Here is a 23,723-nt window from a genome sequence, read left to right on the forward strand (position 1 = left end):
TCCAGGTTTGGTCAAATAAGGAAAGTTATGTTTCGTCAGTGGTTAGCGTTAGTGATTATTGTGCTGGTCTATATCCCGGTCGCAATTGACGCCACGGTGCTGCACGTTGCCGCGCCGACGCTCAGCATGACCCTGGATGCCAGCGGCAACGAACTGCTGTGGATCATTGATATTTACTCGCTGGTGATGGCCGGGATGGTGCTGCCGATGGGGGCGCTTGGGGATTGTATCGGGTTTAAACGCCTGCTGATCCTGGGCAGTAGCCTGTTCGGTCTCTCGTCGCTGGCGGCGGCGTTTGCGCCCTCCGCCGGGTGGTTGATTGCGGCGCGGGCGCTGCTTGCCATCGGGGCGGCGATGATCATTCCCGCCACCCTCGCCGGGATCCGCACCCTGTTCCCGGATGCGCGTCGGCGCAATATTGCCCTCGGCGTCTGGGCGGCGGTGGGATCTGGCGGGGCGGCCTTCGGCCCGCTGATTGGCGGCATATTGCTGACGCACTTCTACTGGGGCGCGGTGTTTTTAATCAATGTCCCCATTGTCCTGCTGGTGGTCTCCCTGGCGGCGCGTTTTGTGCCCACCCAGCAGGGCCGACCTGAGCAGCCGCTTAACATCACCCATGCCCTGATGCTGATTGTGGCGATTTTGCTGCTGGTCTACAGCGCCAAAACTGCGCTTAAAGGGGCAATATCGCCGTGGTTGGTGGCGGGGACACTGCTGACCGGGGCAATGATGCTGTTGGCGTTTGTCCGCATTCAGCTTCGCGCCCGCACGCCGATGATCGACCTGCGGCTGTTCGGCCATCGCATTATTTTGAGCGGGGTGGTGATGGCGATGACGGCGATGATCGCCCTGGTGGGCTTTGAGCTGCTGATGGCCCAGGAGCTGCAGTTTGTCCACGGCTTCACCCCCTTTGAGGCGGGCATGTTTATGCTGCCGGTAATGGTCGCCAGCGGCTTTAGCGGGCCGATCGCCGGGGTGCTGGTCGGGCGTCTGGGTCTGCGGATCGTGGCGACCGGCGGCATGGGTCTGAGCGCGCTCAGCTTCATTGGCCTGTCGATGCTCGACTTCAGTACCCAGCAGTGGCAAGCCTGGAGCATGATGGTGCTGTTGGGGTTTAGCGCCGCCAGCGCGCTGCTGGCCTCGACCTCAGCCATTATGGCCGCCGCGCCAAAAGAGAAAGCCGCCGCTGCCGGGGCGATTGAAACCATGTCCTATGAGCTGGGCGCCGGTCTGGGGATTGCCATTTTCGGGCTGCTGCTGACCCGCAGTTTCTCGGCGTCTATTGAATTGCCGCAGGGGCTGAATGCCCGCCTGGCGGAGCACGCGTCCTCCTCCATCGGCGAGGCGGTGAAGGTTGCGCAGGATCTGCCGCCAACCCTTGCTGAGTCGGTGATTGAGGCCGCGAAAACGGCGTTTATCACCTCGCACAGCGTGGCGCTGGGCAGCGCAGGCGGGATGCTACTGGTGCTGGCCATCGGGATCTGGTTTAGCCTGGCGAAGGCGCCGCGCGACCGGGGCTAAGCCCCTTCGGGACGGGGGGAGGTGAGTCGGTAAACCAGCTCCACCTTCACCCACTCCACCTGCGAAGGCTGGTGCGGGTTTTGCGCCCGCGCCAGTAGCCGTGTCAGCGCGCGGCGCGCGATCCCGGCGACATCCTGATGCAGCGTGGTCAGTTGATAGCTTAACTGACCGCTTTGCGGCGTGTTATCGAAGCCAATCAGATGAAAATCATTCGGTGCCGATTTGCCCCGCTGGCGCATCCCGTCCAGAAACCCGCAGGCCAGCTGCGCATTGGCGCAGAAAATCCCCTCCGGCAGCTCGCCTTGATAACCCAGAGCGGTTGCCAGCCCGCCATCGTAGCCCTCCGTCGGGGCGGCGAGCCAGCTGAGCTGGCGCAGGGTGTCGACTCCCAGCTGTTGCAGCGCATGGACAAATGCCTCGCCCCGCATCATGCCCGCCCAGGTGGAGGCCGGGTGATTAAGCCAGCCGAAGCGACGGCACCCGGCGCGCCAGAGCTGTTCGGCGGCCAGCTGTGCGCCGCGCTGGTTATCTGAGCAGATAAAATCCACCCACGGCATGTCGGGAGGGCGGTTAATACCGACCACCGGGATCTGCTGGCTGACGCACTCATTCACGATAGCCTCCGGCGGCCTGCCTGAGGTGACAATCACCCCGGAGACGCGAAACTGGGTGAAGCGTCGCAGAGTATTAACCAGATCCTCCTCGCCGGTGATCTCGCTCACCAGAGCCTGGTAGCCGCGCCGCTGGATCTCATGCAGTAATCCCTCCAGCAGGCTGCTGCGAAAGGGATCGCCAATGCGGGCGACGATCACCCCAATGAGCTGGCTCCGCTGGCGGTTCAATCCCTGGGCGAGAAAATTGACCTGATAGCCAAGCTCCCGGGCGGCTTGTAAGACCTTTTCCCGGGTGGCGGGGGAGATGCTGCCGTTGTTGCTCAGGGCGCGCGAGACCACGGCGCGGGAAACGCCCGCTCTTCTCGCCACATCCTCGGCGGTCACCGCCTGCTTGCGAGGGGCGTCGCTCACCGCGTTTCTCCCTGGCGAAGGGGCAGCTCGAAGGTCATGCCCTCTTCGCTGACGAACAGACCAGGATGGGGCTGACAGGCCTGTGCCAGGATGGACCGGGCGCTGTCGTGGCAATGATAGAGGCCCAGCGCAGGCAGTTTGAGCCGGGTAAAGAGCGCCAGGCAGTCGGGGAAATCGCCATGCGAGGCATCGCCGGGCAGCGCTGTTGCCGAGGCGCACTCCTGAAAGGCCAGATCGGCTCCCGCCATCAGGGCAATACTTTCCGGGGTCGGGCGGCCATCACCGCTGTAAAACAGGGTGGCGCCGGGCGCCTCAATCCGCAGGGCCAGGTTAGGGATTTCGTGATGGGTAAAGGCGGTCCGCAGGAGCCAGTTCTGCCAGCGCCACTCCGGCGTGCTGTCGCGCCAGTCGATAGCAAAGCAGAGCCCGCTTTCCGGCCAGTTCGCGAGGTTTGCCAGCTCAAGCAGTGCCGGGCGGTGGGCAGGCTGCGACCAGATAATCAGCGGTTTCGTTCGCTGAAAACTTTTCCAGTGGTTAAGGAGCGCCGTCAGTCCGGTGCAGTGATCCGGATGAATATGGGTGAAAAAGAGGGCATCAATGTCGTTCACGTCCAGTCCCCGCTGCCATAAGGCGCGGGGAATGGTTGGCCCGCAATCAATCAGCAATTGATAGCCCGCGTTATCAATGACTCGGATTGCCGACGTATTATTCAGCAGGGAGAAAGCACTGCCGCAACCCAGAATATCTATTTTCATTTCGCCTCACCAAAATTTTTGCGGAATTAATCAAATTGTCACAAACAGACGACACAGTAGGCGCACATAATGGCGCTGGAACGTTGCGTTTTTTTTACAAAGAAATGAACACGTGTTCATCGGCGACGTGAAAGAATTAAGGGATCGTGCGTGAGTTATTTGCAAATAGATAAACTGAAAGTTGCCTACGGGAATAATATTGTTCTTCACGATATCCATCTGGCGGTCGGCAAGGGCGAGATGATCGCGCTCCTTGGCCCCTCTGGCTGCGGAAAGACGACGCTGCTCAATGCGTTATGCGGTTTTTTACCCGTGCACTCCGGTACCGTGGCGATTAATGGCCGGGATATCACTCATAGCTCCCCGGAACAGCGAAATATCACCATGGTGTTTCAGAGTTATGCGTTGTGGCCGCATTTGACGGTCGCACAAAATATCGGTTACGGATTAAAAGTCCGTCGCGTTAAAAAAGAGGAAATAACCCGTCGGGTGCAGGCGCTATTAAAAATAATTAACCTCGAAGGTTATGCGGAAATAAAGGTGACGGCCCTTTCTGGCGGTCAGCGTCAGCGGGTTGCCCTGGCCCGGGCGCTGGCAATTGAACCGGATGTGCTGGTGCTCGATGAGCCCCTGTCGAACCTGGATGCCAAAGTGCGCCTCAATGTGCGCCATGAGATCAAAGCGCTACAAAAGCGACTCGGCTTCACCTCGCTGATCGTCACTCACGACCAGCAGGAAGCGCTGGTGATGGCCGACAGAATTGCCGTGCTGAATAACGGTCGCATCGAACAGATCGGCACCCCGGAGGCAATTTACCACCGCCCGGCAACGCCTTTTGTCGCCGATTTTATGGGGGCGGATAACTGCATTACCCCTGATAACGGGCAGGGGAGAACGCTCTATTTTCGCAGCGCCGATATCGCCATGCATGCCGCACTGCCGCTCGCACCGGGAGGATTAACCCTCGAAGGGATTGTTGAGGAGAGTGCCTTCTTGGGTCATCACTACCGGCACAGCGTGCGCTGTGGTGGAAAGATCTTACTCGCAGACTCCGCAACATGCTGGCCTGACCGTTCGCCGGTGGTGCTCCATGTGCCTGATGCTGCGCTCCATGCCTTTGAACCTGCTTTGTAATGCCAACCGACACACACTTTTCTGGGGATCATTCATGTCCGTAAAAACAAAAATGGCTATCACTGCCGCACTTTATCTGGGCTGCCTGCACGCTGCGCATGCCGAAACGGTACTCAACGTGGCCACCGCCGGGGACCAGAATATGGTGGATTACGTCAAAACCTGGCTGGGGCCAAAATTTGAAGCCGCCCATCCGGGAGTAAAAGTGCAGGTGGTCGGCACCGGGCCCGGCGATGCCGGATCGAATAAGATCGTTGAAAAGCTGACGGCGCAGGCGCAGAGCGGTGCGAAAAGCTGGGATATAGATGTGGCGGTGGTCCATCAGGCCGCAGGCGGCCAACTGGTGGAAAAAGGGCTGCTTGAGAATTACCGCCAGGCGGTGAAAACCGGCACCATGACCACCGCAGAGAACGCCAAAAACGCGCTGGGGGTCAACGTTGACGGCTACGTGATGCCCATGTTCCTGAGCCAGACGGCGATGGCTTACAACAGCGACCTCATCGCCACTCCGCCGAAATCTTACGACGAGCTGGTGCAGTGGTCGGAAAAAAATCCCAAAGCCTTCGGCTATAACGGCATCAAAAACGGTATGTCAGGCGTGAGCTTTGTGGTGGGCTGGATCTACGCCTACGGTACGCCAGCCGAGCGCCTTACCGCGCTGCCTTATGATAAAGGAGTTGAAAAAGAGTGGGGGCCGGCCTGGGCGAAGCTGAAAGCATTTAATAAAAACATTACCTTTACGCCGGGCAATGCCGGGACGCTGGATATGCTCAGCCGGGGCGAAATCGCTATGGGGCCGGTATGGGTGGATATGTTCTACAGCTGGAAAGATCAGGGCAAGCTGCCGCCGTCCATCAAGCTGACCTTAATCGCACCCGGTATGCCGGGGCAACCGATGTACTACGTCATCCCGGCCAAAGCCACCCAGGCAAAACTGGCGCAGGAGTTTATCGAGCTGGCGACCAGCCCGGAGATTCAGGCGGAGGGGATAGTGAAGCAATTTAACTGGTACCCGGGCATCGACGCGAAATATGTGAAAGGGGCGCTGGACGATGCGACGTGGCAGAAGCTCTTTGCGGAAATTTCACCGGAAACCTTAGCGGAAAATGGCAAAAGTTTCCCTCTCAAACCCTACTTTGACGCTATCAAAGAAGGTTATGAGAGCCAGGTTTCGAACTGAGGGTATGGCGTGCCTGGCAGATTATTGCCAGGCACCTTTAGCGGTGATTATTCATGCGACAGACATTTCACGCTTTCCTGCTGGTTATTCCGGCGACGCTGATGATTGGCATCTTCTTCCTCTGGCCGCTGGGCTATTCGCTTATTTCGGCTTTTACCCATGAAACAGGTTTGACGCTGGCGCACTTTGAAAAAGTGTTTAGCCTCTATTCGAACGATATTCTCTTTACCCTGATCATTGTGCTGGTTTCACTGGCGATCCTGGCGCTGCTCTCCATCACTATTTCCGCCGTGATTGTGCTCTCGCCCTGTCGTCGTCTCGTTAAAGCGCTGGCCTTTTTATACCGCCTGCCGCTGTTTATCCCGTTTATCGTTGCCGCGCAGATGATGCGGACCTTCCTGGCAAAAAACGGCCTGATGAACAATACGTTGGTTGCCCTCGGCGTAATGACGCCGATGGAGACCACCTCGCTGCTGGGCTGGAGCGGGATCATTATTACCTTTGTCTGGAAACAGATGGCCTTTACCACGCTGCTGATTAGCGGCGCCATGGCGGCGGTGGAGCCTACCCATATTCTGGCGGCGAAAAACCTCGGTGCCTCCCGGATGCGTATCCTGTTCGACATTATTTTGCCGCAGGTGTTGCCGACCATTGGCATCGCGATGGTGTTATCGACGGTCACCATGATGTCGGTGCTGTCAGTTCCCCTGATGATCGGCACTGGCACCCCGACGATGATGACCGTCGATATGGCATTTCGCGTCAACTCCTATGGCGACTATCCGGTTGCCAATGCGATGGGGGTCATCTCGTACCTGATGTGCGCCGCGATGTCCTGGTTCTATCTGCGCCACAGCCTGAATGCAAAAGGAAACCCCTGATGAACGCGCTGTTTAAAAGAATTCGCGGCAGCTTTATTCTGCAAACCCTGCTGCTTACCTTCCTGGTGCTGGCGCTGTTTGGCCCGCTGTTGAACCTGCTGATCTGGACGGTGGCGGAGAGCTGGTTTTTCCCGCATACCTTGCCCAGTCAGTGGGGGCTGAAGTACTGGGGGCAGGTTTTTAGCCCTTACAGTGACGTCTCCGGTTCGTTGTCCATCAGCGTCCTGATAGCTCTCCTGTCGGTGGTGGTGTGTCTGCTGATTTCAATCCCGGCAGGGTACGCGCTGTCGCACCGGTCCATGCCGTGCCGCGCCTTCTTTATGCTGCTGTTTTTGATCCCGCAGGCCTTCCCGAACCTGACGGTCTATATGAACGTGGCGCGGCTCTTCTACCAGTGGGGGTTGAACGGGACGATTGCCGGGGTGGTTCTGGTGCACAGCGTGCACGGGCTGATGTACTCCATCTGGATAAGCGTTGCGGCGTTCTCGGCGCTCGATCCGCTGCTGGCGCGGGCGTCACGCAATCTGGGCGCCGGGCCGGTCTACACCTTTTTCCATATCATCCTGCCGCAGGCCGCCCCCGGGCTGATTGCCGCCAGCATCTTTGTTTTTCTCGAGTCGCTGGATGAGTTTACCGCCACGTTCTTTGTCGGCGCGCCGGAGATCAACACGCTGCCAATACTGCTCTATACCGCCAGCATGTCGGGGAATTATCAGATGTCCTCCATTACGGCGCTGATTCTGCTGGTGCCGTCGGTGATCTTTATGCTGGTGATCCATAAATTTATGCGCCCTGAGATGCTGTCGAAGCTGGGGAAATAACCGCTATTAGTTACAACATACTTTAAGCGTTTCCGATTAATGGCTCCCCGGCCGTTGGCCGGGGAAAGTGCCTGTTTATAACTCCTGCGCCGCACTCAGCACGCTATGCAGCAACACATTAGCCCCTTTTTCTGACCATTCTGGATGAATCTTTTCCGCTTCGTTATGGCTAATGCCCTTCACGCAGGGGATAAAGATCATGCTGGCAGGCGCGATTTTGCTGACGTAACAGGTATCGTGCCCGGCGCCGGATACCATCGATTTTGATGAATAGCCCAGCGCGGCCACAGCCTGTTCCGTTCGGACAAGACAGGTTTCATCAAAGGCGATAGGTGCATAGTCGAAGATGCGCTCGACGCTGGCGCTCACGCCACGCGCCGAAAGACCGGCAGCCGCTTGATGCAGCGCGGTTTCCATCGCCTCCAGCGCCTCGCTGAGCGGATGGCGGAACTCTACGCTGCACACTACCCGGGACGGGACGACGTTTCGTGAATTCGGGGTCACGTTCGCCATGCCGATGGTGGCACGCCCGTCCGGGGCATGCTGATAACCGATCTCCTCCACCTTCAGCGCCAGCTCCGCAAAAGCGATCAACGCATCCTGGCGGCTGTGCATTGGCGTGGTGCCCGCATGTGCTGCAAACCCGTCGAGGGTAAGGGTAAACCAGCGCTGACCCATCGCAGCACGCACCAGGCCGATATCAATGGCTTCATCTTCGAGGATAGGTCCCTGTTCGATATGCAGCTCATAGCAGGCGTGGATCGGGAAGGCGCGGGCAGGGCGTGGGCCACGATAGCCGATGGCCTCAAGGGCGTCGCGAACGGTGATCTGTTTGCTGTCCATCCTGGCGTAAGCAAAGGCTTCGGAAAGTTGACCCGCCCAGACCCCGGAGGCGAGCATCGCCGGGGCAAAGCGCGCGCCTTCTTCGTTGGTCCAGTTCACCAGCACGATATCGCGCTCGGTTTCTACCTGATGATCGTTCAGGGTGCGCAGCAGCTCCAGCCCGGCGAGTACGCCGTAGATCCCGTCGTAATTGCCGCCCAGCGGCTGGGAATCAACGTGCGACCCGGTCATCACCGGCGCAAGCGTTGGATTTTTACCCGCGCGGCGGATAAACATATTGCCCATGCTGTCGACATTACAGGAGAAGCCCGCCTCCAGCGCCCAGTCGCGCAGCAGGTTGCGGGCAATCCGATCTTCCTCGCTCAGCGCCAGGCGGGTCACCCCCCCGGCAGGGGTGCCGCCGATCTGCGCCATTCTCTCCAGCGTTGACCACAGGCGGTCTGCGTTTATGCGGATCATGCTTTGTCCTTGGTGCTGCGATAGCGGAAGTCACAGCATTTACCGCCCTGCATAATGGTGGTGGTGCGCGTCAGCTCCACGTCCGGCGCGTAGCCGACAATAAATTTCTCGTCGCGCGCGCATGAAAGCAGGTGGCCAATCTCGCCGAGGCCCATCTCGTGATACATCTCGGCATAGCGGCAGCGGGTCACGTTGTAGTTGTACTGCTGGTCGTCGGCGTCGATCACCTTCACGTCGAGAGCGTTATCCTTCTCCCACAGATACTGCAGGGCGATAAAGCTCTTCACGTCCGCGCCGTTTGGCTCCTTGCTGGCAAACTCTTTGCCCGCATTAATGGCGGCCTGCTCAATGGCCTCGCCAATCACCGCCTGAGCGCGGGTCTTGCCGATCTCGCGGACCAGAATTTCGTAAATTGGCTTAATAATTTCTGCTTCAATTTTGCGGCGGGCAAGAATGCCCAGCTCATTATTATCACTCATCACATTGCCTCACTGCGTTACTTAGCTTTTGCGCCGCCGAGCACGGTTTGCGGCTGCCATTTGCCATCGACCACTTTATAGACGGTGAAGGACGGAGCCTTCAGGTTGCCCTGATCGTCAAAGGCGATCTGTCCGGTGACGCCGGAATAGCTGATGGCGCGCAGGGCAGGCAGGTACTCTGCCGGATCAACCGAGTCGGCTTTTTCCATCGCGGCAACCAGTACGCGGGTGGCGTCATAGGCGAAGGGGGCGTGCAGTTCGATATGGGTGTGGTAGCGGGACTGGTATGCCTGCTCGAAGGTCTTGCCGCCCGGCATCTGATCCACCGGCAGGCCCGGCTCCAGCGCGACAACGCCTTCACCCTCTTTCTGCGCCAGTTGCAGGAAGGTCTGGCTGACAAAGCCGCCTGCGCCCATCAGGGTAGTCTTCATACCCAGCTGTTTGATACGACGCGCCAGCGGTGCCGCCTGGCTGTCCACGCCGCCGAAGAAGATCAGATCGGCGTTCTTACTGCGAATGGCGGTCAGTACGGCGCTAAAGTCGACGGTTTTGTCGTCCACGTACTGACGGTCAACAATCTTCACACCCTGGGCTTCCAGCGATTTAATAAACTCATCCGCCAGGCCCTGACCAAAGGCGGTACGATCGTCGATAACCGCGATGCGTTTGGCTTTCAGGGTATTTACCGCGTATTGGCCGGCAAACTGGCCGCCGTCATCGTCGTGGCCCATCACGCGGAAGCTGGTGTCGAACCCCTGTTTGGTATAGGCATGACCGGTGGCGACCGGGGCCACCTGAGCGATACCGGCATCGTGATAGACGCGGGCCGCCGGGATGCTGGTGCCGGTGTTCCAGTGGCCGACCACGCCAGCCACGCCGGAGTCCACCAGACGCTGCGCCACAGCCACCGCAGTGCGCGGATCCGACTGGTCATCTTCCGATTGCAGTTTGAAGGTCACCGCTTTACCGCCGATGGTCGGGTGCTGTTTGTTGATATCGTCAATCGCCAGCTGCGCACCGTTCTCCAGATCTTTACCGATACGGGCAGACGGCCCGGTCAGCGGGCCCGCCAGGCCGATCACCACGGTTTCGCTGTCAGCGGCCCAGGCACCGTTGGAGGCAAACCCGCTGAGCATAATGGCCGCGCTGAGCGCACTGATTTTAATGGTTTTCATTATTTTTCCCTGATATTGGTTGGTGTGTTAAGCGGGCATTTCACCCAAATAAATCTGTGCAATCTGGTCGTCGTCGAGCATCGCCCTGGACTCGCCGTGATGGACGATGCTGCCGCTGTCCATCACCCAGGCCTGATCGGTCACCTCCAGCGCCAGCCGGGCGTTTTGCTCGATCAGCAACAACGCCACGCCGCGCTCGCGCAGTCCGGCGATGACGGCAAAAATGTTCTCCACCATCTTTGGCGCGAGGCCCATGGAGGGTTCGTCGAGGATCAGCAGGCGCGGGCGGCTGAGCAGGGCGCGGTTCAGGGCTAAGAGCTGCTGTTCCCCGCCCGAGAGCAGTCCGGCTAGCTGGTACTGCCGTTCGCCCAGACGCGGGAACCGTTCGAAAATCTCGTTCATCTCCTGCCTGACTGTGACGGTGTCACGTCGGAGCCATGCCCCCATCTGCAGGTTCTCCAGCACCGTCATGCGGGCGAAGATACCCCGGCCTTCCGGAACCATCACCAGCCCGTCGCGTAGCAGCGCTTCGGCTTTCTGTTTGCGGACCGGTTTTCCGTTAAATTCGATGTTGCCGCCAAAACGCTCCAGCCCGGTGATGGCCCGTACGGTGGAGCTTTTGCCCGCGCCGTTGGCACCGATCAGCGTGGCCTGTTCGCCTTCACGCAGGCTAAAGGAGACCTCGCGCACCGCCTTAATGCCGCCGTAATGCACGTCCAGACGTTCCACTTTCAGTAATTCAGACATGAGCATTGCCTCCAAGCCAGGCGGCGATCACCGCCGGGTCGCGACGCACGCTGTCCGGGGTGCCGCTGGCCAGCGTTTTGCCGTAATCCAGCACCGTGAGGCGATCGCAGATCCCCATCACCAGCTTGACGTCGTGTTCAATCATCAGCAGGGTTTTGCCGTCGTCACGAATACGGGTCAGCAGCTCGCCGAGAGCCACTTTCTCCGCCGCGTTCATCCCGGCGGCGGGTTCATCCAGCGCCAGCAGCAGCGGATCGGTCGCCAGCGCGCGGGCGATCTCCAGCCGCCGCTGATGGCCGTAAGCCAGATCGCAGGCGCGGTAGTGGGCAAACTTCGCAATGCCGGTGTACGCCAGCCAGTGCCAGGCCTGCTCAAGGGTCTGAGCTTCTTCTGCCCGGGCGCGTTTGTGACGGCTCAGCGCCGCCCAGAGTCCGTTGCGGGTGCGCACGTGGCGACCCACCATGACGTTCTCCAGCACCGACATCTCGTTAAACAGACGCACGTTCTGGAAAGTACGGGCGATGCCCGCGGCGGTTACCTTCTCGATCTGAGTCGGGAAGTAGGGCTTATCGGCGATGGCGAACTCGCCGCTGTCAGCGGGATACAGGCCGGTGATCAGGTTAAAGCAGGTGGTCTTGCCCGCGCCATTGGGGCCAATCAGGCCGTAGATTTCGCCCTTGTTAATCGACAGCGAGACGTTATCCACGGCGGTAAGGCCGCCAAAGCGTTTGGACATATTGCGCACGGTTAACAGGCTCATGCTTTTACCTCCTTGTGGCGCTTCGGCCAGATGCCCGACGGGCGAACCAGCATCACCAGCACCAGCGCCAGGCCGTAAAACAGCTGACGCAGGAGCTCGGGATCAATCAGTACCGAACCAAACAGCGCCTGCTGCACCGGGGCCGCCTGGCTGCGCAGCAGCTCCGGCAGGGCGGTGAGCAGTACCGCACCGAGGATCACCCCCGGGATATGGCCCATCCCACCCAGCACCACCATCGCCAGTACGGCAATGGACTCCTGCAGGGTGAAGGATTCCGGCGAAACAAAGCCCTGGAAGGCGCCGAACAGCGCCCCGGCCACACCGCCGAAGGAGGCACCCATGGCAAAGGCAAGCAGCTTAAAGTTGCGCACGTTGATACCCATTGCCCGGGCGACATCTTCATCTTCACGGATAGCGTGCCACGCCCGGCCAATGCGTGAGTGTTGCAGGCGAAGGCAGACAAAAATGATCCCGACAATCACCAGCATCAGCAGGTAGTACCAGAGCCACAGGGCGGGCACTTTGACGCCGAACCAGTGGTAAACGCCGCTGAACTTCAGGCCAAACAGGTTGAGGGTATCAACACCGGTAATACCTTTTGCCCCGTTGGTGATGTTCACCGGGCGGTCGAGGTTACGCATCAGAATGCGGATGATCTCCCCGAAGCCGAGGGTCACAATCGCCAGGTAATCTCCGCGCAGCTTTAGCGTCGGGGCACCCAGCAGAATGCCGCACACCGCCGCGACTAGCGCCGCAATCGGGACAATCAGCAGGTACGAGGTGTGCAGCCCGTCCGGGAACCAGAGGTTCAGGATCGGGAACACCTCTGCGAGATGCGGCGACGCCAGCAGCGCCGCCAGATAGGCGCCAACGGCATAGAAGGCGATAAAGCCCATATCCAGTAGGCCGGTGTAGCCGACAACGATATTCAGCCCCAGCGCCAGCATGATGTAGAGCAGGGCGAAGTCGATCACCCGCACCCAGTAGTTGCCGCCCAGTTGGGTAGCCACGACCGGCGCAAGCAGCAGGGCAAGCACGAAGAGCGTCATGCCGGACCAGAATTTACCGCTGGCCGCCGGGGTTTTGATTTCAATGGCAGTCATGATTTTCCCTTACGCCCTGTGCGCCACGCGCTCGCCCAACAGACCTGCCGGACGGAAGACCAGCACCAGAATCAGCACAATAAAGGCGAACACGTCCAGGTAGTTGCTGCCGAACACGCCGTGAGTCAGCTCGCCCAGATAACCGGCGCCCAGCGCTTCGATAATGCCGAGCAGGATCCCGCCAATCATCGCTCCGCGAATATTGCCGATGCCGCCGAGAACGGCTGCGGTAAAGGCTTTAATGCCCGGCAGAAAGCCCATCGAGAAGCTGGCGTTGCCGTAGTTGCTGGCCATCATCACGCCCGCCAGCGCGGCAAAAATGCCACCAATCGCAAAGGTCAGGGTGATGATGGCGTTTGGATTAACCCCCATCAGGGTGGCGACGCGTGGGTTTTCAGCCACCGCGCGCATACCGCGGCCGAGGCGGGTGTACTCCACCAGCAGCCACAGGCCGGTCATGACGATCAGCGCCAGCGCCACGGTAACGATGCCGGTGACGGTGACAATCGCCGGGGGATGCGCCTCGCTACCCGCCGTGATGGCAATCGGGTCCATCGGCAGGATCTGCGGGAACATCAGCGGATTACGCGACCAGATAATCATCGCCACGGTTTGCAGCAGCACCGATACGCCAATCCCGGAGATCAACGGTGCCAGCCGCGGGGCATTACGCAGGCGGCGGTAGGCAAAGCGCTCAACGGCCATCGCCAGCAGGGCGCAGACCGCCATGGCGATCAGCAGCGCAAAGCCGAGCTGCAGCAGCTGCGGCATGGCGGGGAAATAGCCGTTGAGGAGATTCAGCGCCGAGAGGGTGGTCAGCGCGCCGACCATCAAAATATCGCCATGGGCGAAGTTAATAATGCGCAAAATGCCATACACCATGGTATAGCCCAGCGCGATCAGCGCGTAGATGCTGCCCAGCATCACGCCATTGATCAGTTGTTGTATGAGTGTGTCCAACGTTGTTACCCGACAAATTGCTCTTTTCAGCGGCTAACATCTAATAATTGAATTAAATTGTGAAATACGCATATATTCTTTCTTATGATTTTTGGAGCTTGCACTATCTGATTGATTTTAATGATTATGATAAATGGCTGATTAACCGGATTATCCATAACAGATCAATATATGAATAAAACAGAACAATCCCTGGCGTTGTCGGCATTTGCCGAGAGCCGGCTGGCGAACGATCCACCGCTCCGTGCTGTGCGAGCCTTCGAGGCGATAGCCCGGCTGGGCAGCGTGACGCAGGCGGCCCAGGAGCTGGAGATATCGCCCTCGGCGGTGAGTCATCAGCTGAAAGTGCTGGAAGGGTATTTACAGATGCCGCTCACCGAGCGTCAGGGGCGCGGGCTGATCCTGAGCCAGCAGGGGCGGGATTATTACCGCTCCATTCGCGCGGCCTTTAATGTGCTGCGCCAGGCCACCGGGCATCTGCTGGAGCAGGTGCAGACCCGCCAGGTGACCATCAGCCTGATCCCGCTTTTCGGTATGGGGTGGTTTATCCCGCGCCTGCCCGGGTTTATGCGGGCTAACCCACAAACCGAAATTAACGTGGTCTACGCCAATCACCGCAACTACCTGAGCGATGCTTCGGATATGTCGATCCGCTTCGGCAATGGGCAGTGGGCGGGCTACCAGAGCGAAAAGCTGATCTCCGGGCAGATGGTGCCAGTCTGTAGCCGGGCGTTTTTGCGCCTGCACGGGCATATCGATACCCCCGAACAGCTGCTGCAAATGCCGCTCCTGCATGATGAGGAGCGCACCACCTGGCAGCAGTGGTTTATCCAGCAGGGGGTAAAACGCCCGCTGCGGCGCAGCGGCCCGATGTTTGAAGACGGGCTGTTAACCCTGGCGGGGGTACAGGCGGGGCTGGGCTGCGCGTTGATGCGCGAACCGCTGATTGCACCCTATCTGGAGAGCGGTGAGCTGGTGAAGATCTTCGATCTCCCTATCGACGATGGCCGGGATTACTACCTGTGCGTGCGTCAGGATGGAGAGATGAGTCAGGACGGGAAGTTGCTTCAGAACTGGTTGCGGCGGAACAGTAACCTCTCCCTTGAGGGAGAGAGTTAGGGGGAATCAGACTGTGCCGGAGCAACAATGCCGGGTGGCGGCTTCGCCTTACCCGGCCTACAAAACTCACCCCCTACGTGCCCGGGTGGCGTACCAGCACAATAGCGATCCGGCGCACACCATCATCGCTCCCTGCCAGAAGCTGAACGACAGCGGCGCATTCAGCAGCACCGCTGCCAGTGCCGCTGACAGTACCGGGGTGAAATAGGATGCTGCCGCCAGCAGCGTCACGTTGCCGTGCAAGATACCGATATTCCACGACGCGTAGCCAAACCCCAGCGCCACGCCGCACATTAAAAGTTTGATCACCACCGGCACGCTAAACACCATCTCCGGCTGCGGGCTGAAAGCATATTTCAGCCACAGGGTCAGGGCGGTGAGCAATACAAACAGGGTGATGCCGTTCTGGCCGTTGGCGTATTTACTGGTCACGGTGCAGTAGGCTGCCCAGATAAAGGCGCCAACGAACGCAAGGCCGTAACTAAGCGGGTTGGAGACGATGTTGCGGGCGATATCCGTTGGGTTCAGCCCGTTTTCGCCGCCTAATACCCAGCTCACTCCCAGCAGGGCGATGATCAGACCTGGGATCACCCACAGGGTGGTTTTCTGGCCGTTGAACAGAATGGCGAACACGATGGTCAGGCTCGGCCAGAGATAGTTGACCATCCCCACCTCAATTGCCTGGTGGCGGGTGGCGGCATAGCCTAACGAGAGGGCAAGACAGATTTCATAGCTGACAAAGAGCACGCTGCCGGCAATGAGATAGCGGGGCGAGAAACGACGCAGCTTGGGGAAACCCACCGTTACCAGACAGAGTAAACCGCTCAGCGTATAGATTGCCGCCGCGCCCCCAACCGGACCTAATCCCTCGCTAACGCCCCTAATCAGACCCACCATCGTACTCCAGAGCACGATCGCGGCCAGACCGACCAGGGTGGCTTTTTTTCTCTCCATCGCATTTCCACTGGCTATCAATTTAAGGGGCAAATTTATAGCACTGTTTCAGTACCTTCCGCGAATTTATCTGTGCCGAAGTAACCCTTTAGCATTAGTAAAAGCCGCCAGCGCTGACTATTAAGAGGGCGAAGATCGGCGATATTGATTTGCCGCAAAAAAAACAGGGGCTTTGCTGTTAGTTTTCCGCCGGACTTCTCAATGATCTAACGAGGACAACGATGGACGTCAGTCGCAGACAGTTTTTTAAAATCTGCGCGGGCGGTATGGCCGGGACAACAGTAGCCGCTCTGGGGTTTGCCCCGAAAATGGCGCTGGCTCAGGCGCGCAACTATAAGTTGCTGCGTGCCAAAGAGATCCGCAACACCTGCACATACTGCTCCGTGGGATGCGGGCTATTGATGTATAGCCTGGGTGATGGCGCGAAGAACGCTAAAGCGTCGATTTATCATATTGAAGGCGATGCGGATCATCCGGTCAGCCGCGGGGCGTTATGCCCGAAAGGGGCGGGCCTGCTGGACTATGTTCACAGCGACAACCGTCTGCGTTATCCGGAATACCGCGCGCCCGGCTCCAATAAATGGCAGCGCATCTCCTGGGATGAGGCCTTCACCCGCATTGCGAGATTGATGAAAGCCGACCGCGACGCCAACTTCGTCGAGACCAACGAACAGGGTGTAACGGTCAACCGCTGGCTCTCCACCGGGATGCTCTGCGCCTCGGCGGCGAGTAATGAAACCGGCATGCTGACGCAAAAATTTGTGCGCTCACTCGGCATGCTGGCGGTAGACAACCAGGCGCGCGTCTGACACGGACCAACGGTAGCAAGTCTTGCTCCAACATTTGGTCGCGGTGCGATGACCAACCACTGGGTTGATATCAAAAACGCTAACGTCGTGGTGGTGATGGGCGGTAACGCCGCTGAAGCCCATCCGGTGGGATTCCGCTGACCGATGGAAGCGAAAAATAACAACGATGCGACGCTGATCGTCGTCGATCCGCGCTTTACGCGTACGGCATCGGTGGCCGATATCTATGCGCCGATCCGCTCCGGTACGGACATTACGTTCCTCTCCGGCGTGCTGCTGTACCTGATCGAAAACAACAAAATTAACGCCGAGTACGTTAAGCACTACACCAACGCGAACCTGCTGGTGCGGGAAGATTTTGCCTTTGAGGACGGGCTGTTCAGCGGCTATGACGCCGAGAAACGCCAGTACGATAAATCCTCCTGGAACTATCAGTTCGATGAAAACGGTTACGCGAAACGCGATGAAACACTGACCGACCCGCGCTGCGTGTGGAACCTGCTGAAGCAGCACGTCTCCCGCTATACGCCGGAGGTGGTGGAGAACATCTGCGGTACGCCGAAAGCGGACTTCCTGAAAGTGTGCGAAGTGCTGGCCTCTACCAGTGCGGCAGACAGGACCACCACCTTCCTGTATGCGCTGGGCTGGACGCAACACACCGTGGGTGCGCAGAACATCCGTACCATGGCGATGATCCAGCTCCTGCTCGGCAACATGGGCATGGCCGGTGGCGGCGTAAACGCCCTGCGCGGTCACTCCAACATTCAGGGCCTTACCGACCTGGGGCTGCTCTCCACCAGTCTGCCGGGTTATCTGACCCTGCCGTCGGAAAAACAGACCGATCTGCAAACCTACCTGACGGCGAACACACCAAAAGCGACCCTGCCGGACCAGGTGAACTACTGGAGCAACTATCCGAAGTTCTTCGTCAGCCTGATGAAATCGTTCTATGGCGATGCGGCGCAGAAGGAGAACGACTGGGGCTTTAACTGGCTGCCGAAATGGGACCAGGCTTACGACGTCATCAAGTATTTCAACATGATGGCGAAGGGCGACGTGACGGGTTACATCTGCCAGGGCTTTAACCCGGTGGCGTCTTTCCCGGACAAAAACAAGATTGTCGCCAGCCTCAGCAAGCTGAAGTACATGGTGGTGATCGACCCGCTGGTGACGGAAACCTCGCACTTCTGGCAGAACCACGGCGAGATGAACGATGTGGATCCCGCCTCCATTCAGACCGAAGTGTTCCGTCTGCCCTCAACCTGTTTTGCCGAAGAGGATGGCTCTATCGCCAACTCCGGTCGCTGGCTGCAGTGGCACTGGAAAGGACAGGATGCGCCGGGTGAAGCGCGTAACGACGGCGAGATCCTGGCCGGGATTTTCCATCGCCTGCGTGAGATGTACCGCACTGAAGGCGGGAAGGGCGTTGAGCCGCTGCTGCGGATGAACTGGCACTACAAACAGCCGGATCACCCGGAATCGGAAGAGGTGGCGAAAGAGAACAACGGCGTTGCACTGGCGGATCTCTATGACGCCAACGGCGTGCTGATTGCGAAGAAAGGCCAGCTGCTGAGCAGCTTTGCCCATCTGCGTGATGATGGCACCACGGCCTCGTCGTGCTGGATCTATACCGGCAGCTGGACCGAGCAGGGCAACCAGATGGCCAACCGCGATAACGCCGACCCGTCCGGGCTGGGCAATACGCTGGGCTGGGCCTGGGCGTGGCCACTTAACCGCCGCGTGCTCTACAACCGTGCCTCGGCGGATATCAACGGCAAGCCGTGGGATGCGAAACGGATGCTGATCCAGTGGAACGGCACGAAGTGGACCGGAAATGATATTCCGGACTTCAACACCGCCGCGCCGGGCAGTAACACCGGGCCGTTTATCATGCAGCCGGAAGGGCTGGGACGTCTGTTTGCCATCGACAAGCTGGCGGAAGGGCCATTCCCGGAACACTACGAGCCGATGGAAACGCCGCTCGGCACCAACCCGCTGCACCCGAACGTGGTCTCCAGTCCGGTGGTGCGTGTCTATCAGGAAGATGTTGTGCGCATGGGCAAGAAAGACAAGTTCCCGTACGTCGGCACTACCTATCGCCTGACCGAGCACTTCCACACCTGGACCAAGCATGCGCGACTGAACGCCATCGCCCAGCCGGAGCAGTTTGTAGAGATCAGCGAAACCCTGGCGAAGGCCAAAGGGATTGCCAACGGCGATCGCGTTAAGGTCAGCAGCCAGCGCGGGTTTATTCGCGCCGTGGCGGTGGTCACCCGTCGTCTGCAGGCCCTGAACGTTCACGGCCAGCAGGTGGAAACCGTGGGTATTCCGCTGCACTGGGGCTTTGAAGGGGTGGCGCAGAAAGGCTATATCGCCAACACCCTGACGCCTGCGGTGGGGGATTCCAACTCGCAAACGCCAGAGTACAAGGCGTTCCTGGTCAACATCGAGAAAGCATAAGGAGCGAATAAATGTCGATGGAAACACAAGACGTCATCAAACGCTCCGCCACTAACGGCTTTACCCCCGCGCCTCGTGCGCGGGACTACAAAGCGGAAGTGGCTAAGCTGATTGATGTCTCCTCCTGTGTGGGCTGTAAAGCCTGCCAGGTGGCCTGTTCCGAGTGGAACGATATCCGCGACGAGGTTGGGCACTGCGTTGGGGTTTACGATAACCCGGCGGATCTGAGCGCCAAATCCTGGACGGTGATGCGCTTTAGCGAAACCGATCAGAACGGCAAGCTGGAGTGGCTGATCCGAAAAGACGGCTGCATGCACTGTGAGGAGCCGGGCTGCCTGAAGGCCTGCCCGTCCGCCGGAGCGATTATTCAGTACGCCAACGGCATCGTCGATTTCCAGCAGGAGAACTGCATCGGCTGCGGGTACTGCATCGCCGGGTGTCCGTTTAACGTGCCGCGCCTCAGTAAAGAGGATAACCGCGTCTACAAATGCACCCTCTGCGTGGATCGCGTCAGCGTTGGCCAGGAGCCAGCCTGCGTGAAGACCTGTCCGACCGGGGCGATTCACTTTGGCACCAAAAAGGAGATGCTGGAGGTGGCGCAGCAGCGGGTGGATAAGCTGAAAGCGCGCGGCTATGCCAATGCGGGCATTTATAACCCGCAGGGGGTGGGCGGAACGCACGTGATGTATGTTCTGCACCATCTCGACCAGCCGGAGCTGTATCACAACCTGCCGAAGGACCCGGCGATCGATACCTCCATCAACCTGTGGAAAGGGGCGCTGAAGCCGCTCTCTGCGGCGGGCTTTATCGCCACCTTTGCCGGGTTGATTTATCACTACGTGGGTATCGGGCCGAACAAAGAGGTGGATGACGATGAGGAGGAGCATCATGACTAAATCGAAAATGATTGTGCGCACGAAGTTTGTCGACCGCGCCTGTCACTGGACGGTAGTGATCTGCTTCTTCCTGGTGTCATTGTCGGGGATTTCGTTCTTCTTCCCGACCCTGCAATGGCTGACGGAGACCTTCGGCACCCCGCAGATGGGCCGTATTCTGCATCCGTTCTTCGGGGTGCTGATTTTCGTGGCGCTGATGTTTATGTTCGTGCGTTTTGTGCATCACAACATCCCGGACAAGCAGGATATTCCCTGGCTGAAGGGCATCGTTGAGGTGCTGAAGGGCAACGAGCATAAAGTTGCGAGAGTGGGTAAATACAACGCCGGGCAGAAGATGATGTTCTGGACCATCATGAGCATGATTTTTGTGCTGCTGGTGACCGGCGTGATTATCTGGCGTCCGTACTTTGCCCAGTATTTCCCGATGCAGGTGGTGCGTTACAGCCTGCTTATCCATGCGACCTCGGCCATTATTTTGATCCACGCCATTCTGATCCATATGTATATGGCGTTCTGGGTTAAAGGCTCCATTAAAGGGATGATCGAAGGGAAGGTGAGCCGCCGCTGGGCACAGAAACACCACCCGCGCTGGTATCGTGATGTGGAGCGCCTGGAAGCGCAGAAAGATGTGAGTGAAGGGATGAAGTAAGGTGATCTGTTGCCCGGCGGCGCTGCGCTTGCGCGGGCCTACGGAGTAACTCCCCGCTCCGGATGATTTCGGCGCGGGGACTTTGGCAAGTCAGGTGTTGGTGACTATTGCATCTATTGCTGCAACCACCCGGGCTCTTGCCGCCTGCATATTACAGACGAAATACTTGCTGGTGAGTTTCCTTTTCTCCACGCTGGTTATACCGGGCGTATTCATAAATAACGTCTGAAAATCAATATTAATGACAGCGGATGCCGGATTAATATGCCCTGAAAGATGATTACGATAACTTAACGGCAGGATTAAACGGGTCGATAAATCATCATAATAATCATGTTGTATCACCATCAGGTAGGGGTGTAATTCACTGGTTCTGCCCGATGGATTACGGTAAATGTCAAACTGAAAGCACATTAAATCCCTCCGAAAAAGGGATCGTCAGACAGCAAACCGGCCTTCGCAACAAACTCATTCATAGCTTGCATGAATTCCTTATCGCGTTTGCGTTGCTCGATACGCTCCTCTACCGTTAATTCCGAGCGTGGTGCCACTCCGGTTAGGTGTTCTTTAACTGCATTGCTCTGAAGGGTGTCCAGTTTCATTATTATTGTCTCCTGTATTGGCACTGCCATTATCAACCCCCAACCATAAAAAACAATACCGATTCACCTGGTCATTCAGGAATTGCGAGCAGGCTTCCAGACAAAAGCAACAGGGTGAAAACAGGTGAAATTAATGCGAATCTCCCTCCCGATAAATAACCGGGAGGGCAGTAATACTCAGAACTTCTCTTTAATATAACGGAACGGATAAGCGGTCGGCTTAACTTTGCCGATTTTTCGTTTCGGTAATTTCACCGGTTCTTCTGGAATTTCTTTATAGGGAATCTGCGACAGCAGGTGCGAGATAATATTCAGCCGCACGCGCTTTTTATCTTCGGAGCGGGCGACAAACCACGGGGCCCATGCGGTGTCGGTGGCGGCGAACATCGCATCACGCGCTTCGGTGTACTCATCCCAGCGGGTGAAGGATTTAATGTCCATTGGGGAGAGCTTCCAGGTTTTTCGCCCGTCGTTAATGCGGTCGCGCAGACGACGCTCCTGCTCTTTAGGCGTCACTTCCAGCCAGTATTTGATCAGAATAATGCCCGCATCGACCATCGCTTTTTCAATGATGGGCGCACCGTCGAGAAATTTCTCTACTTGCTCTTCCGTACAGAACCCCATTACCCGTTCCACCCCCGCGCGGTTGTACCAGCTGCGGTCGAAAATCACGATTTCCCCCGCCGAGGGCAGATGCGGCACGTAGCGCTGGAAGTAGAGCTGGCTTTTCTCCTTTTCCGTCGGGGCGGGCAGCGCCACCACCCGGAACACGCGTGGGCTGACGCGCTCTGTCAGGGCTTTGATCGTGCCCCCCTTACCGGCGCCGTCGCGGCCTTCAAAAACGACGCACACCTTCAGGCCCTTACTCACCACCCAGCGCTGAAGTTTCACCAGCTCCTCATGCAGGCGATGCAGCTCTTTTTCATACTCCTTGCGTTTAAGGGGGGCGGGAGGCGTGTTAGTCGCAACGGGTTTGCTTTTCTTTTTATCTGCCATGATGCGTTCCTTTCAGGGATTCTGCCGGGACGGTGTGACATAACACTTTGAAGTGTAATCACGGACAGAGGGATTGGTGGAAAATATTCACACCCCACCCGAAATAATGGATGAAGCTGCCAGCGGCGCGATTTGAACTGGCTCACCATACAAGATTGTTCAATAATGTCTGTCGCAATTTTTAACAAGTGGCTGTGGTATGAAAAAGACGGTGTTTTCGTTAGCGCTTGGCACGTTCGGTCTGGGGATGGCCGAATTTGGCATTATGGGTGTATTAACCGAGCTGGCGCGGGATGTGGGGATCACTATTCCCTCCGCCGGGAATATGATTTCGTTTTACGCCTTCGGGGTCGTGATTGGCGCGCCGATTATCGCGCTCTTTTCCAGCAAATTTTCGCTTAAAACCATTCTGTTGTTTCTGGTAACGCTCTGTCTGATCGGCAATGCGATTTTTACCTTCTCCAGCTCATACACCATGCTGGCGATCGGGCGGCTGGTCTCCGGCTTTCCACACGGTGCGTTCTTCGGCGTCGGCACCATTCTTCTCTCTCGCATTGCGCCGCCGGGCAAAGTGACGCTGGCGGTGGCGGGGATGATTGCCGGGATGACGGTCGCCAATCTTGCCGGCGTACCGCTTGGCACCTGGCTTGGGCACCAGTTCAGCTGGCGCTACACCTTCTTCCTGATTGCCGCATTCAATCTGCTGGTGCTGCTCTCTGTCGCCCTGTGGGTGCCGCAGACGTTCGATAAGACGCAGACCCGTCTGCGGGAACAGTTTCTCTTTCTGAAAAAGCCAGAGCCCTGGTTTATCTTTGCCGCCACCATGTTCGGCAATGCCGGGGTCTTCGCCTGGTTCAGCTTCGTTAAGCCGTTTATGATCAACGTGTCCGGCTTTTCCGAAGGGGGGATGACCGCGATCATGATGCTGATGGGGCTCGGCATGGTGCTGGGCAACCTGTTCAGCGGCAAACTGTCCGGGCGCTACAGCCCGCTGCGGATTGCAGCCGTCACCGATCTGGTCATTGTGCTCTCCCTGCTGCTGCTGTTTGCCTTCGGTGCGTTCCCTGCGGCCTCGCTGGTGATGGGCTTTATCTGCTGTGCCGGGCTGTTTGCGTTGTCGGCACCGTTGCAGATCCTGCTTCTGCAAAATGCGCAGGGCGGGGAGATGCTCGGTGCGGCAGGCGGGCAGGTGGCGTTTAATCTCGGTAGCGCCATTGGAGCATACTTTGGCGGGATGATGATTACGCTGGGCTTTAGCTGGAGTTACGTCACATTACCGGCGGCGCTGCTTTCATTCTGCGCCATGTCGTCGCTATTGATTTATGGCCGTCTGAAAGCGCGGCGGGGAGAGGCTAACGCACAGGCGATAGCCTGAGCAACGTGCGCGCAGACTGC

At 58.2% G+C, this 23,723-nt stretch carries 22 protein-coding genes and 1 pseudogene; 10 read left to right on the forward strand and 13 right to left on the reverse strand.

Annotated features, from left to right (window positions below; genetic code table 11):
• The first annotated feature begins 27 nt into the window (after positions 1-27).
• Positions 28-1,521 (forward strand): MFS transporter, encoded by a 1,494-nt coding sequence (locus DVA44_RS11875; protein ID WP_114387030.1) that lies wholly within the window; start codon positions 28-30, stop codon positions 1,519-1,521.
• On the opposite strand, the gene DVA44_RS11880 is transcribed toward DVA44_RS11875, so the two are convergent.
• Both DVA44_RS11880 and DVA44_RS11885 read right to left on the reverse strand, forming a co-directional pair.
• A complete protein-coding gene (locus tag DVA44_RS11880; RefSeq protein WP_114387032.1) occupies positions 1,518-2,546 on the reverse strand; it encodes a LacI family DNA-binding transcriptional regulator in 1,029 nt (342 codons plus the stop codon). The genes DVA44_RS11875 and DVA44_RS11880 overlap by 4 nt on opposite strands.
• A complete protein-coding gene (locus DVA44_RS11885; RefSeq protein WP_114387034.1) occupies positions 2,543-3,301 on the reverse strand; it encodes an MBL fold metallo-hydrolase in 759 nt (252 codons plus the stop codon). The genes DVA44_RS11880 and DVA44_RS11885 overlap by 4 nt, the downstream gene beginning before the upstream one ends.
• Positions 3,302-3,451: 150 nt before the next feature.
• Here DVA44_RS11885 and DVA44_RS11890 point away from each other — a divergent pair, with 150 nt between their 5' ends.
• From DVA44_RS11890 to DVA44_RS11905, 4 genes are read left to right on the forward strand one after another with little or no spacing between them, the layout of a single operon-like run.
• Positions 3,452-4,435 (forward strand): ABC transporter ATP-binding protein, encoded by a 984-nt coding sequence (locus tag DVA44_RS11890; RefSeq protein WP_114314930.1) that lies wholly within the window; start codon positions 3,452-3,454, stop codon positions 4,433-4,435.
• A 34-nt stretch (positions 4,436-4,469) separates the two neighbouring features.
• Entirely contained in the window at positions 4,470-5,615 is a 1,146-nt protein-coding gene (locus DVA44_RS11895) for an extracellular solute-binding protein (protein ID WP_114387036.1), read from the forward strand.
• Positions 5,616-5,668: 53 nt separating this feature from the next.
• Complete coding sequence (locus DVA44_RS11900) at positions 5,669-6,496, forward strand: ABC transporter permease (RefSeq protein ID WP_114387038.1); 828 nt, start codon at positions 5,669-5,671, stop codon at positions 6,494-6,496.
• Positions 6,496-7,317 carry an ABC transporter permease gene (locus tag DVA44_RS11905; protein ID WP_114387040.1) on the forward strand — a complete coding sequence of 274 codons (822 nt, stop codon included), beginning with the start codon at positions 6,496-6,498 and terminating at the stop codon, positions 7,315-7,317. Before DVA44_RS11900 ends, DVA44_RS11905 begins: the two co-directional genes overlap by 1 nt.
• Positions 7,318-7,392: 75 nt before the next feature.
• Here the strand turns inward: DVA44_RS11905 and DVA44_RS11910 are convergent, their stop codons facing one another.
• Genes DVA44_RS11910 through DVA44_RS11940 form a run of 7 tightly spaced genes read right to left on the reverse strand, consistent with a single transcriptional unit; the run spans position 7,393 to position 13,843 of the window.
• Positions 7,393-8,619: a Zn-dependent hydrolase gene (locus DVA44_RS11910; protein WP_114387041.1), complete on the reverse strand. Its 1,227-nt coding sequence runs from the start codon at positions 8,617-8,619 to the stop codon at positions 7,393-7,395.
• Complete coding sequence (locus DVA44_RS11915; protein WP_103821996.1) at positions 8,616-9,098, reverse strand: L-2-amino-thiazoline-4-carboxylic acid hydrolase; 483 nt, start codon at positions 9,096-9,098, stop codon at positions 8,616-8,618. Before DVA44_RS11915 ends, DVA44_RS11910 begins: the two co-directional genes overlap by 4 nt.
• A 17-nt stretch (positions 9,099-9,115) precedes the next feature.
• Positions 9,116-10,273, reverse strand: coding sequence for a branched-chain amino acid ABC transporter substrate-binding protein (locus DVA44_RS11920; protein WP_114387042.1), 1,158 nt, complete (start codon positions 10,271-10,273; stop codon positions 9,116-9,118).
• Between the two features lie 27 nt (positions 10,274-10,300).
• Positions 10,301-11,020, reverse strand: a complete 720-nt coding sequence (locus DVA44_RS11925) for an ABC transporter ATP-binding protein (RefSeq protein WP_114387044.1) — start codon at positions 11,018-11,020, stop codon at positions 10,301-10,303.
• Positions 11,013-11,780, reverse strand: coding sequence for an ABC transporter ATP-binding protein (locus tag DVA44_RS11930; RefSeq protein WP_114314936.1), 768 nt, complete (start codon positions 11,778-11,780; stop codon positions 11,013-11,015). The genes DVA44_RS11925 and DVA44_RS11930 overlap by 8 nt, the downstream gene beginning before the upstream one ends.
• On the reverse strand, positions 11,777-12,883 hold the full coding sequence (locus tag DVA44_RS11935) for a branched-chain amino acid ABC transporter permease (protein WP_114387046.1): 1,107 nt from the start codon (positions 12,881-12,883) through the stop codon (positions 11,777-11,779). The genes DVA44_RS11930 and DVA44_RS11935 overlap by 4 nt, the downstream gene beginning before the upstream one ends.
• 9 nt (positions 12,884-12,892) lie before the next feature.
• A complete protein-coding gene (locus DVA44_RS11940) occupies positions 12,893-13,843 on the reverse strand; it encodes a branched-chain amino acid ABC transporter permease (protein ID WP_114387047.1) in 951 nt (316 codons plus the stop codon).
• 171 nt (positions 13,844-14,014) lie between these two features.
• On the opposite strand from DVA44_RS11940, the gene DVA44_RS11945 reads away from it, so the two are divergent.
• A complete protein-coding gene (locus tag DVA44_RS11945) occupies positions 14,015-14,962 on the forward strand; it encodes a LysR substrate-binding domain-containing protein (protein ID WP_114387048.1) in 948 nt (315 codons plus the stop codon).
• A 66-nt stretch (positions 14,963-15,028) separates the two neighbouring features.
• Here the strand turns inward: DVA44_RS11945 and yddG are convergent, their stop codons facing one another.
• Entirely contained in the window at positions 15,029-15,916 is an 888-nt protein-coding gene (yddG, locus tag DVA44_RS11950; protein WP_114387049.1) for an aromatic amino acid DMT transporter YddG, read from the reverse strand.
• Between the two features lie 221 nt (positions 15,917-16,137).
• Here yddG and fdnG point away from each other — a divergent pair.
• From fdnG to fdnI, 3 genes and pseudogenes are all read left to right on the forward strand, one after another.
• Positions 16,138-19,185 (forward strand): annotated as a pseudogene (fdnG, locus tag DVA44_RS11960) (formate dehydrogenase-N subunit alpha).
• Positions 19,186-19,196: 11 nt separating this feature from the next.
• Entirely contained in the window at positions 19,197-20,081 is an 885-nt protein-coding gene (gene fdxH, locus DVA44_RS11965) for a formate dehydrogenase subunit beta (RefSeq protein WP_114314942.1), read from the forward strand.
• Positions 20,074-20,730 carry a formate dehydrogenase-N subunit gamma gene (fdnI, locus tag DVA44_RS11970; RefSeq protein WP_114387050.1) on the forward strand — a complete coding sequence of 219 codons (657 nt, stop codon included), beginning with the start codon at positions 20,074-20,076 and terminating at the stop codon, positions 20,728-20,730. Before fdxH ends, fdnI begins: the two co-directional genes overlap by 8 nt.
• 90 nt (positions 20,731-20,820) lie before the next feature.
• On the opposite strand, the gene DVA44_RS11975 is transcribed toward fdnI, so the two are convergent.
• The 3 genes from DVA44_RS11975 to ppk2 all read right to left on the reverse strand — a co-directional run bounded on the left by DVA44_RS11975 (position 20,821) and on the right by ppk2 (position 22,328).
• Complete coding sequence (locus tag DVA44_RS11975; protein ID WP_103821985.1) at positions 20,821-21,144, reverse strand: CcdB family protein; 324 nt, start codon at positions 21,142-21,144, stop codon at positions 20,821-20,823.
• A complete protein-coding gene (locus DVA44_RS11980) occupies positions 21,144-21,332 on the reverse strand; it encodes a hypothetical protein (RefSeq protein ID WP_114387051.1) in 189 nt (62 codons plus the stop codon). The genes DVA44_RS11975 and DVA44_RS11980 overlap by 1 nt, the downstream gene beginning before the upstream one ends.
• Before the next feature lie 177 nt (positions 21,333-21,509).
• Positions 21,510-22,328: a polyphosphate kinase 2 gene (gene ppk2, locus DVA44_RS11985; RefSeq protein ID WP_114387052.1), complete on the reverse strand. Its 819-nt coding sequence runs from the start codon at positions 22,326-22,328 to the stop codon at positions 21,510-21,512.
• A gap of 199 nt (positions 22,329-22,527) precedes the next feature.
• On the opposite strand from ppk2, the gene araJ reads away from it, so the two are divergent.
• Positions 22,528-23,703, forward strand: a complete 1,176-nt coding sequence (gene araJ / locus DVA44_RS11990; RefSeq protein ID WP_114387053.1) for an MFS transporter AraJ — start codon at positions 22,528-22,530, stop codon at positions 23,701-23,703.
• Positions 23,704-23,723: the final 20 nt, after the last annotated feature.

The organism is Leclercia sp. W17 (assembly GCF_003336325.1).
In the GTDB taxonomy this organism is placed as follows: Bacteria; Pseudomonadota; Gammaproteobacteria; order Enterobacterales; family Enterobacteriaceae; genus Enterobacter.

Excerpts from the sequence above, each read along its gene's own strand:
- DVA44_RS11875 (WP_114387030.1), top strand. The coding sequence starts at position 28 with ATGTTTCGTCAGTGGTTAGCGTTAGTGATTATTGTGCTGGTCTATATC.
- DVA44_RS11885 (WP_114387034.1), bottom strand. The coding sequence starts at position 3,301 with ATGAAAATAGATATTCTGGGTTGCGGCAGTGCTTTCTCCCTGCTGAAT.
- DVA44_RS11895 (WP_114387036.1), top strand. The coding sequence starts at position 4,470 with ATGTCCGTAAAAACAAAAATGGCTATCACTGCCGCACTTTATCTGGGC.
- DVA44_RS11900 (WP_114387038.1), top strand. The coding sequence starts at position 5,669 with ATGCGACAGACATTTCACGCTTTCCTGCTGGTTATTCCGGCGACGCTG.
- DVA44_RS11905 (WP_114387040.1), top strand. The coding sequence starts at position 6,496 with ATGAACGCGCTGTTTAAAAGAATTCGCGGCAGCTTTATTCTGCAAACC.
- DVA44_RS11910 (WP_114387041.1), bottom strand. The coding sequence starts at position 8,619 with ATGATCCGCATAAACGCAGACCGCCTGTGGTCAACGCTGGAGAGAATG.
- DVA44_RS11915 (WP_103821996.1), bottom strand. The coding sequence starts at position 9,098 with ATGAGTGATAATAATGAGCTGGGCATTCTTGCCCGCCGCAAAATTGAA.
- DVA44_RS11920 (WP_114387042.1), bottom strand. The coding sequence starts at position 10,273 with ATGAAAACCATTAAAATCAGTGCGCTCAGCGCGGCCATTATGCTCAGC.
- DVA44_RS11925 (WP_114387044.1), bottom strand. The coding sequence starts at position 11,020 with ATGTCTGAATTACTGAAAGTGGAACGTCTGGACGTGCATTACGGCGGC.
- DVA44_RS11930 (WP_114314936.1), bottom strand. The coding sequence starts at position 11,780 with ATGAGCCTGTTAACCGTGCGCAATATGTCCAAACGCTTTGGCGGCCTT.
- DVA44_RS11935 (WP_114387046.1), bottom strand. The coding sequence starts at position 12,883 with ATGACTGCCATTGAAATCAAAACCCCGGCGGCCAGCGGTAAATTCTGG.
- DVA44_RS11945 (WP_114387048.1), top strand. The coding sequence starts at position 14,015 with ATGAATAAAACAGAACAATCCCTGGCGTTGTCGGCATTTGCCGAGAGC.
- yddG (WP_114387049.1), bottom strand. The coding sequence starts at position 15,916 with ATGGAGAGAAAAAAAGCCACCCTGGTCGGTCTGGCCGCGATCGTGCTC.
- fdxH (WP_114314942.1), top strand. The coding sequence starts at position 19,197 with ATGTCGATGGAAACACAAGACGTCATCAAACGCTCCGCCACTAACGGC.
- fdnI (WP_114387050.1), top strand. The coding sequence starts at position 20,074 with ATGACTAAATCGAAAATGATTGTGCGCACGAAGTTTGTCGACCGCGCC.
- DVA44_RS11975 (WP_103821985.1), bottom strand. The coding sequence starts at position 21,144 with ATGTGCTTTCAGTTTGACATTTACCGTAATCCATCGGGCAGAACCAGT.
- DVA44_RS11980 (WP_114387051.1), bottom strand. The coding sequence starts at position 21,332 with ATGAAACTGGACACCCTTCAGAGCAATGCAGTTAAAGAACACCTAACC.
- ppk2 (WP_114387052.1), bottom strand. The coding sequence starts at position 22,328 with ATGGCAGATAAAAAGAAAAGCAAACCCGTTGCGACTAACACGCCTCCC.
- araJ (WP_114387053.1), top strand. The coding sequence starts at position 22,528 with ATGAAAAAGACGGTGTTTTCGTTAGCGCTTGGCACGTTCGGTCTGGGG.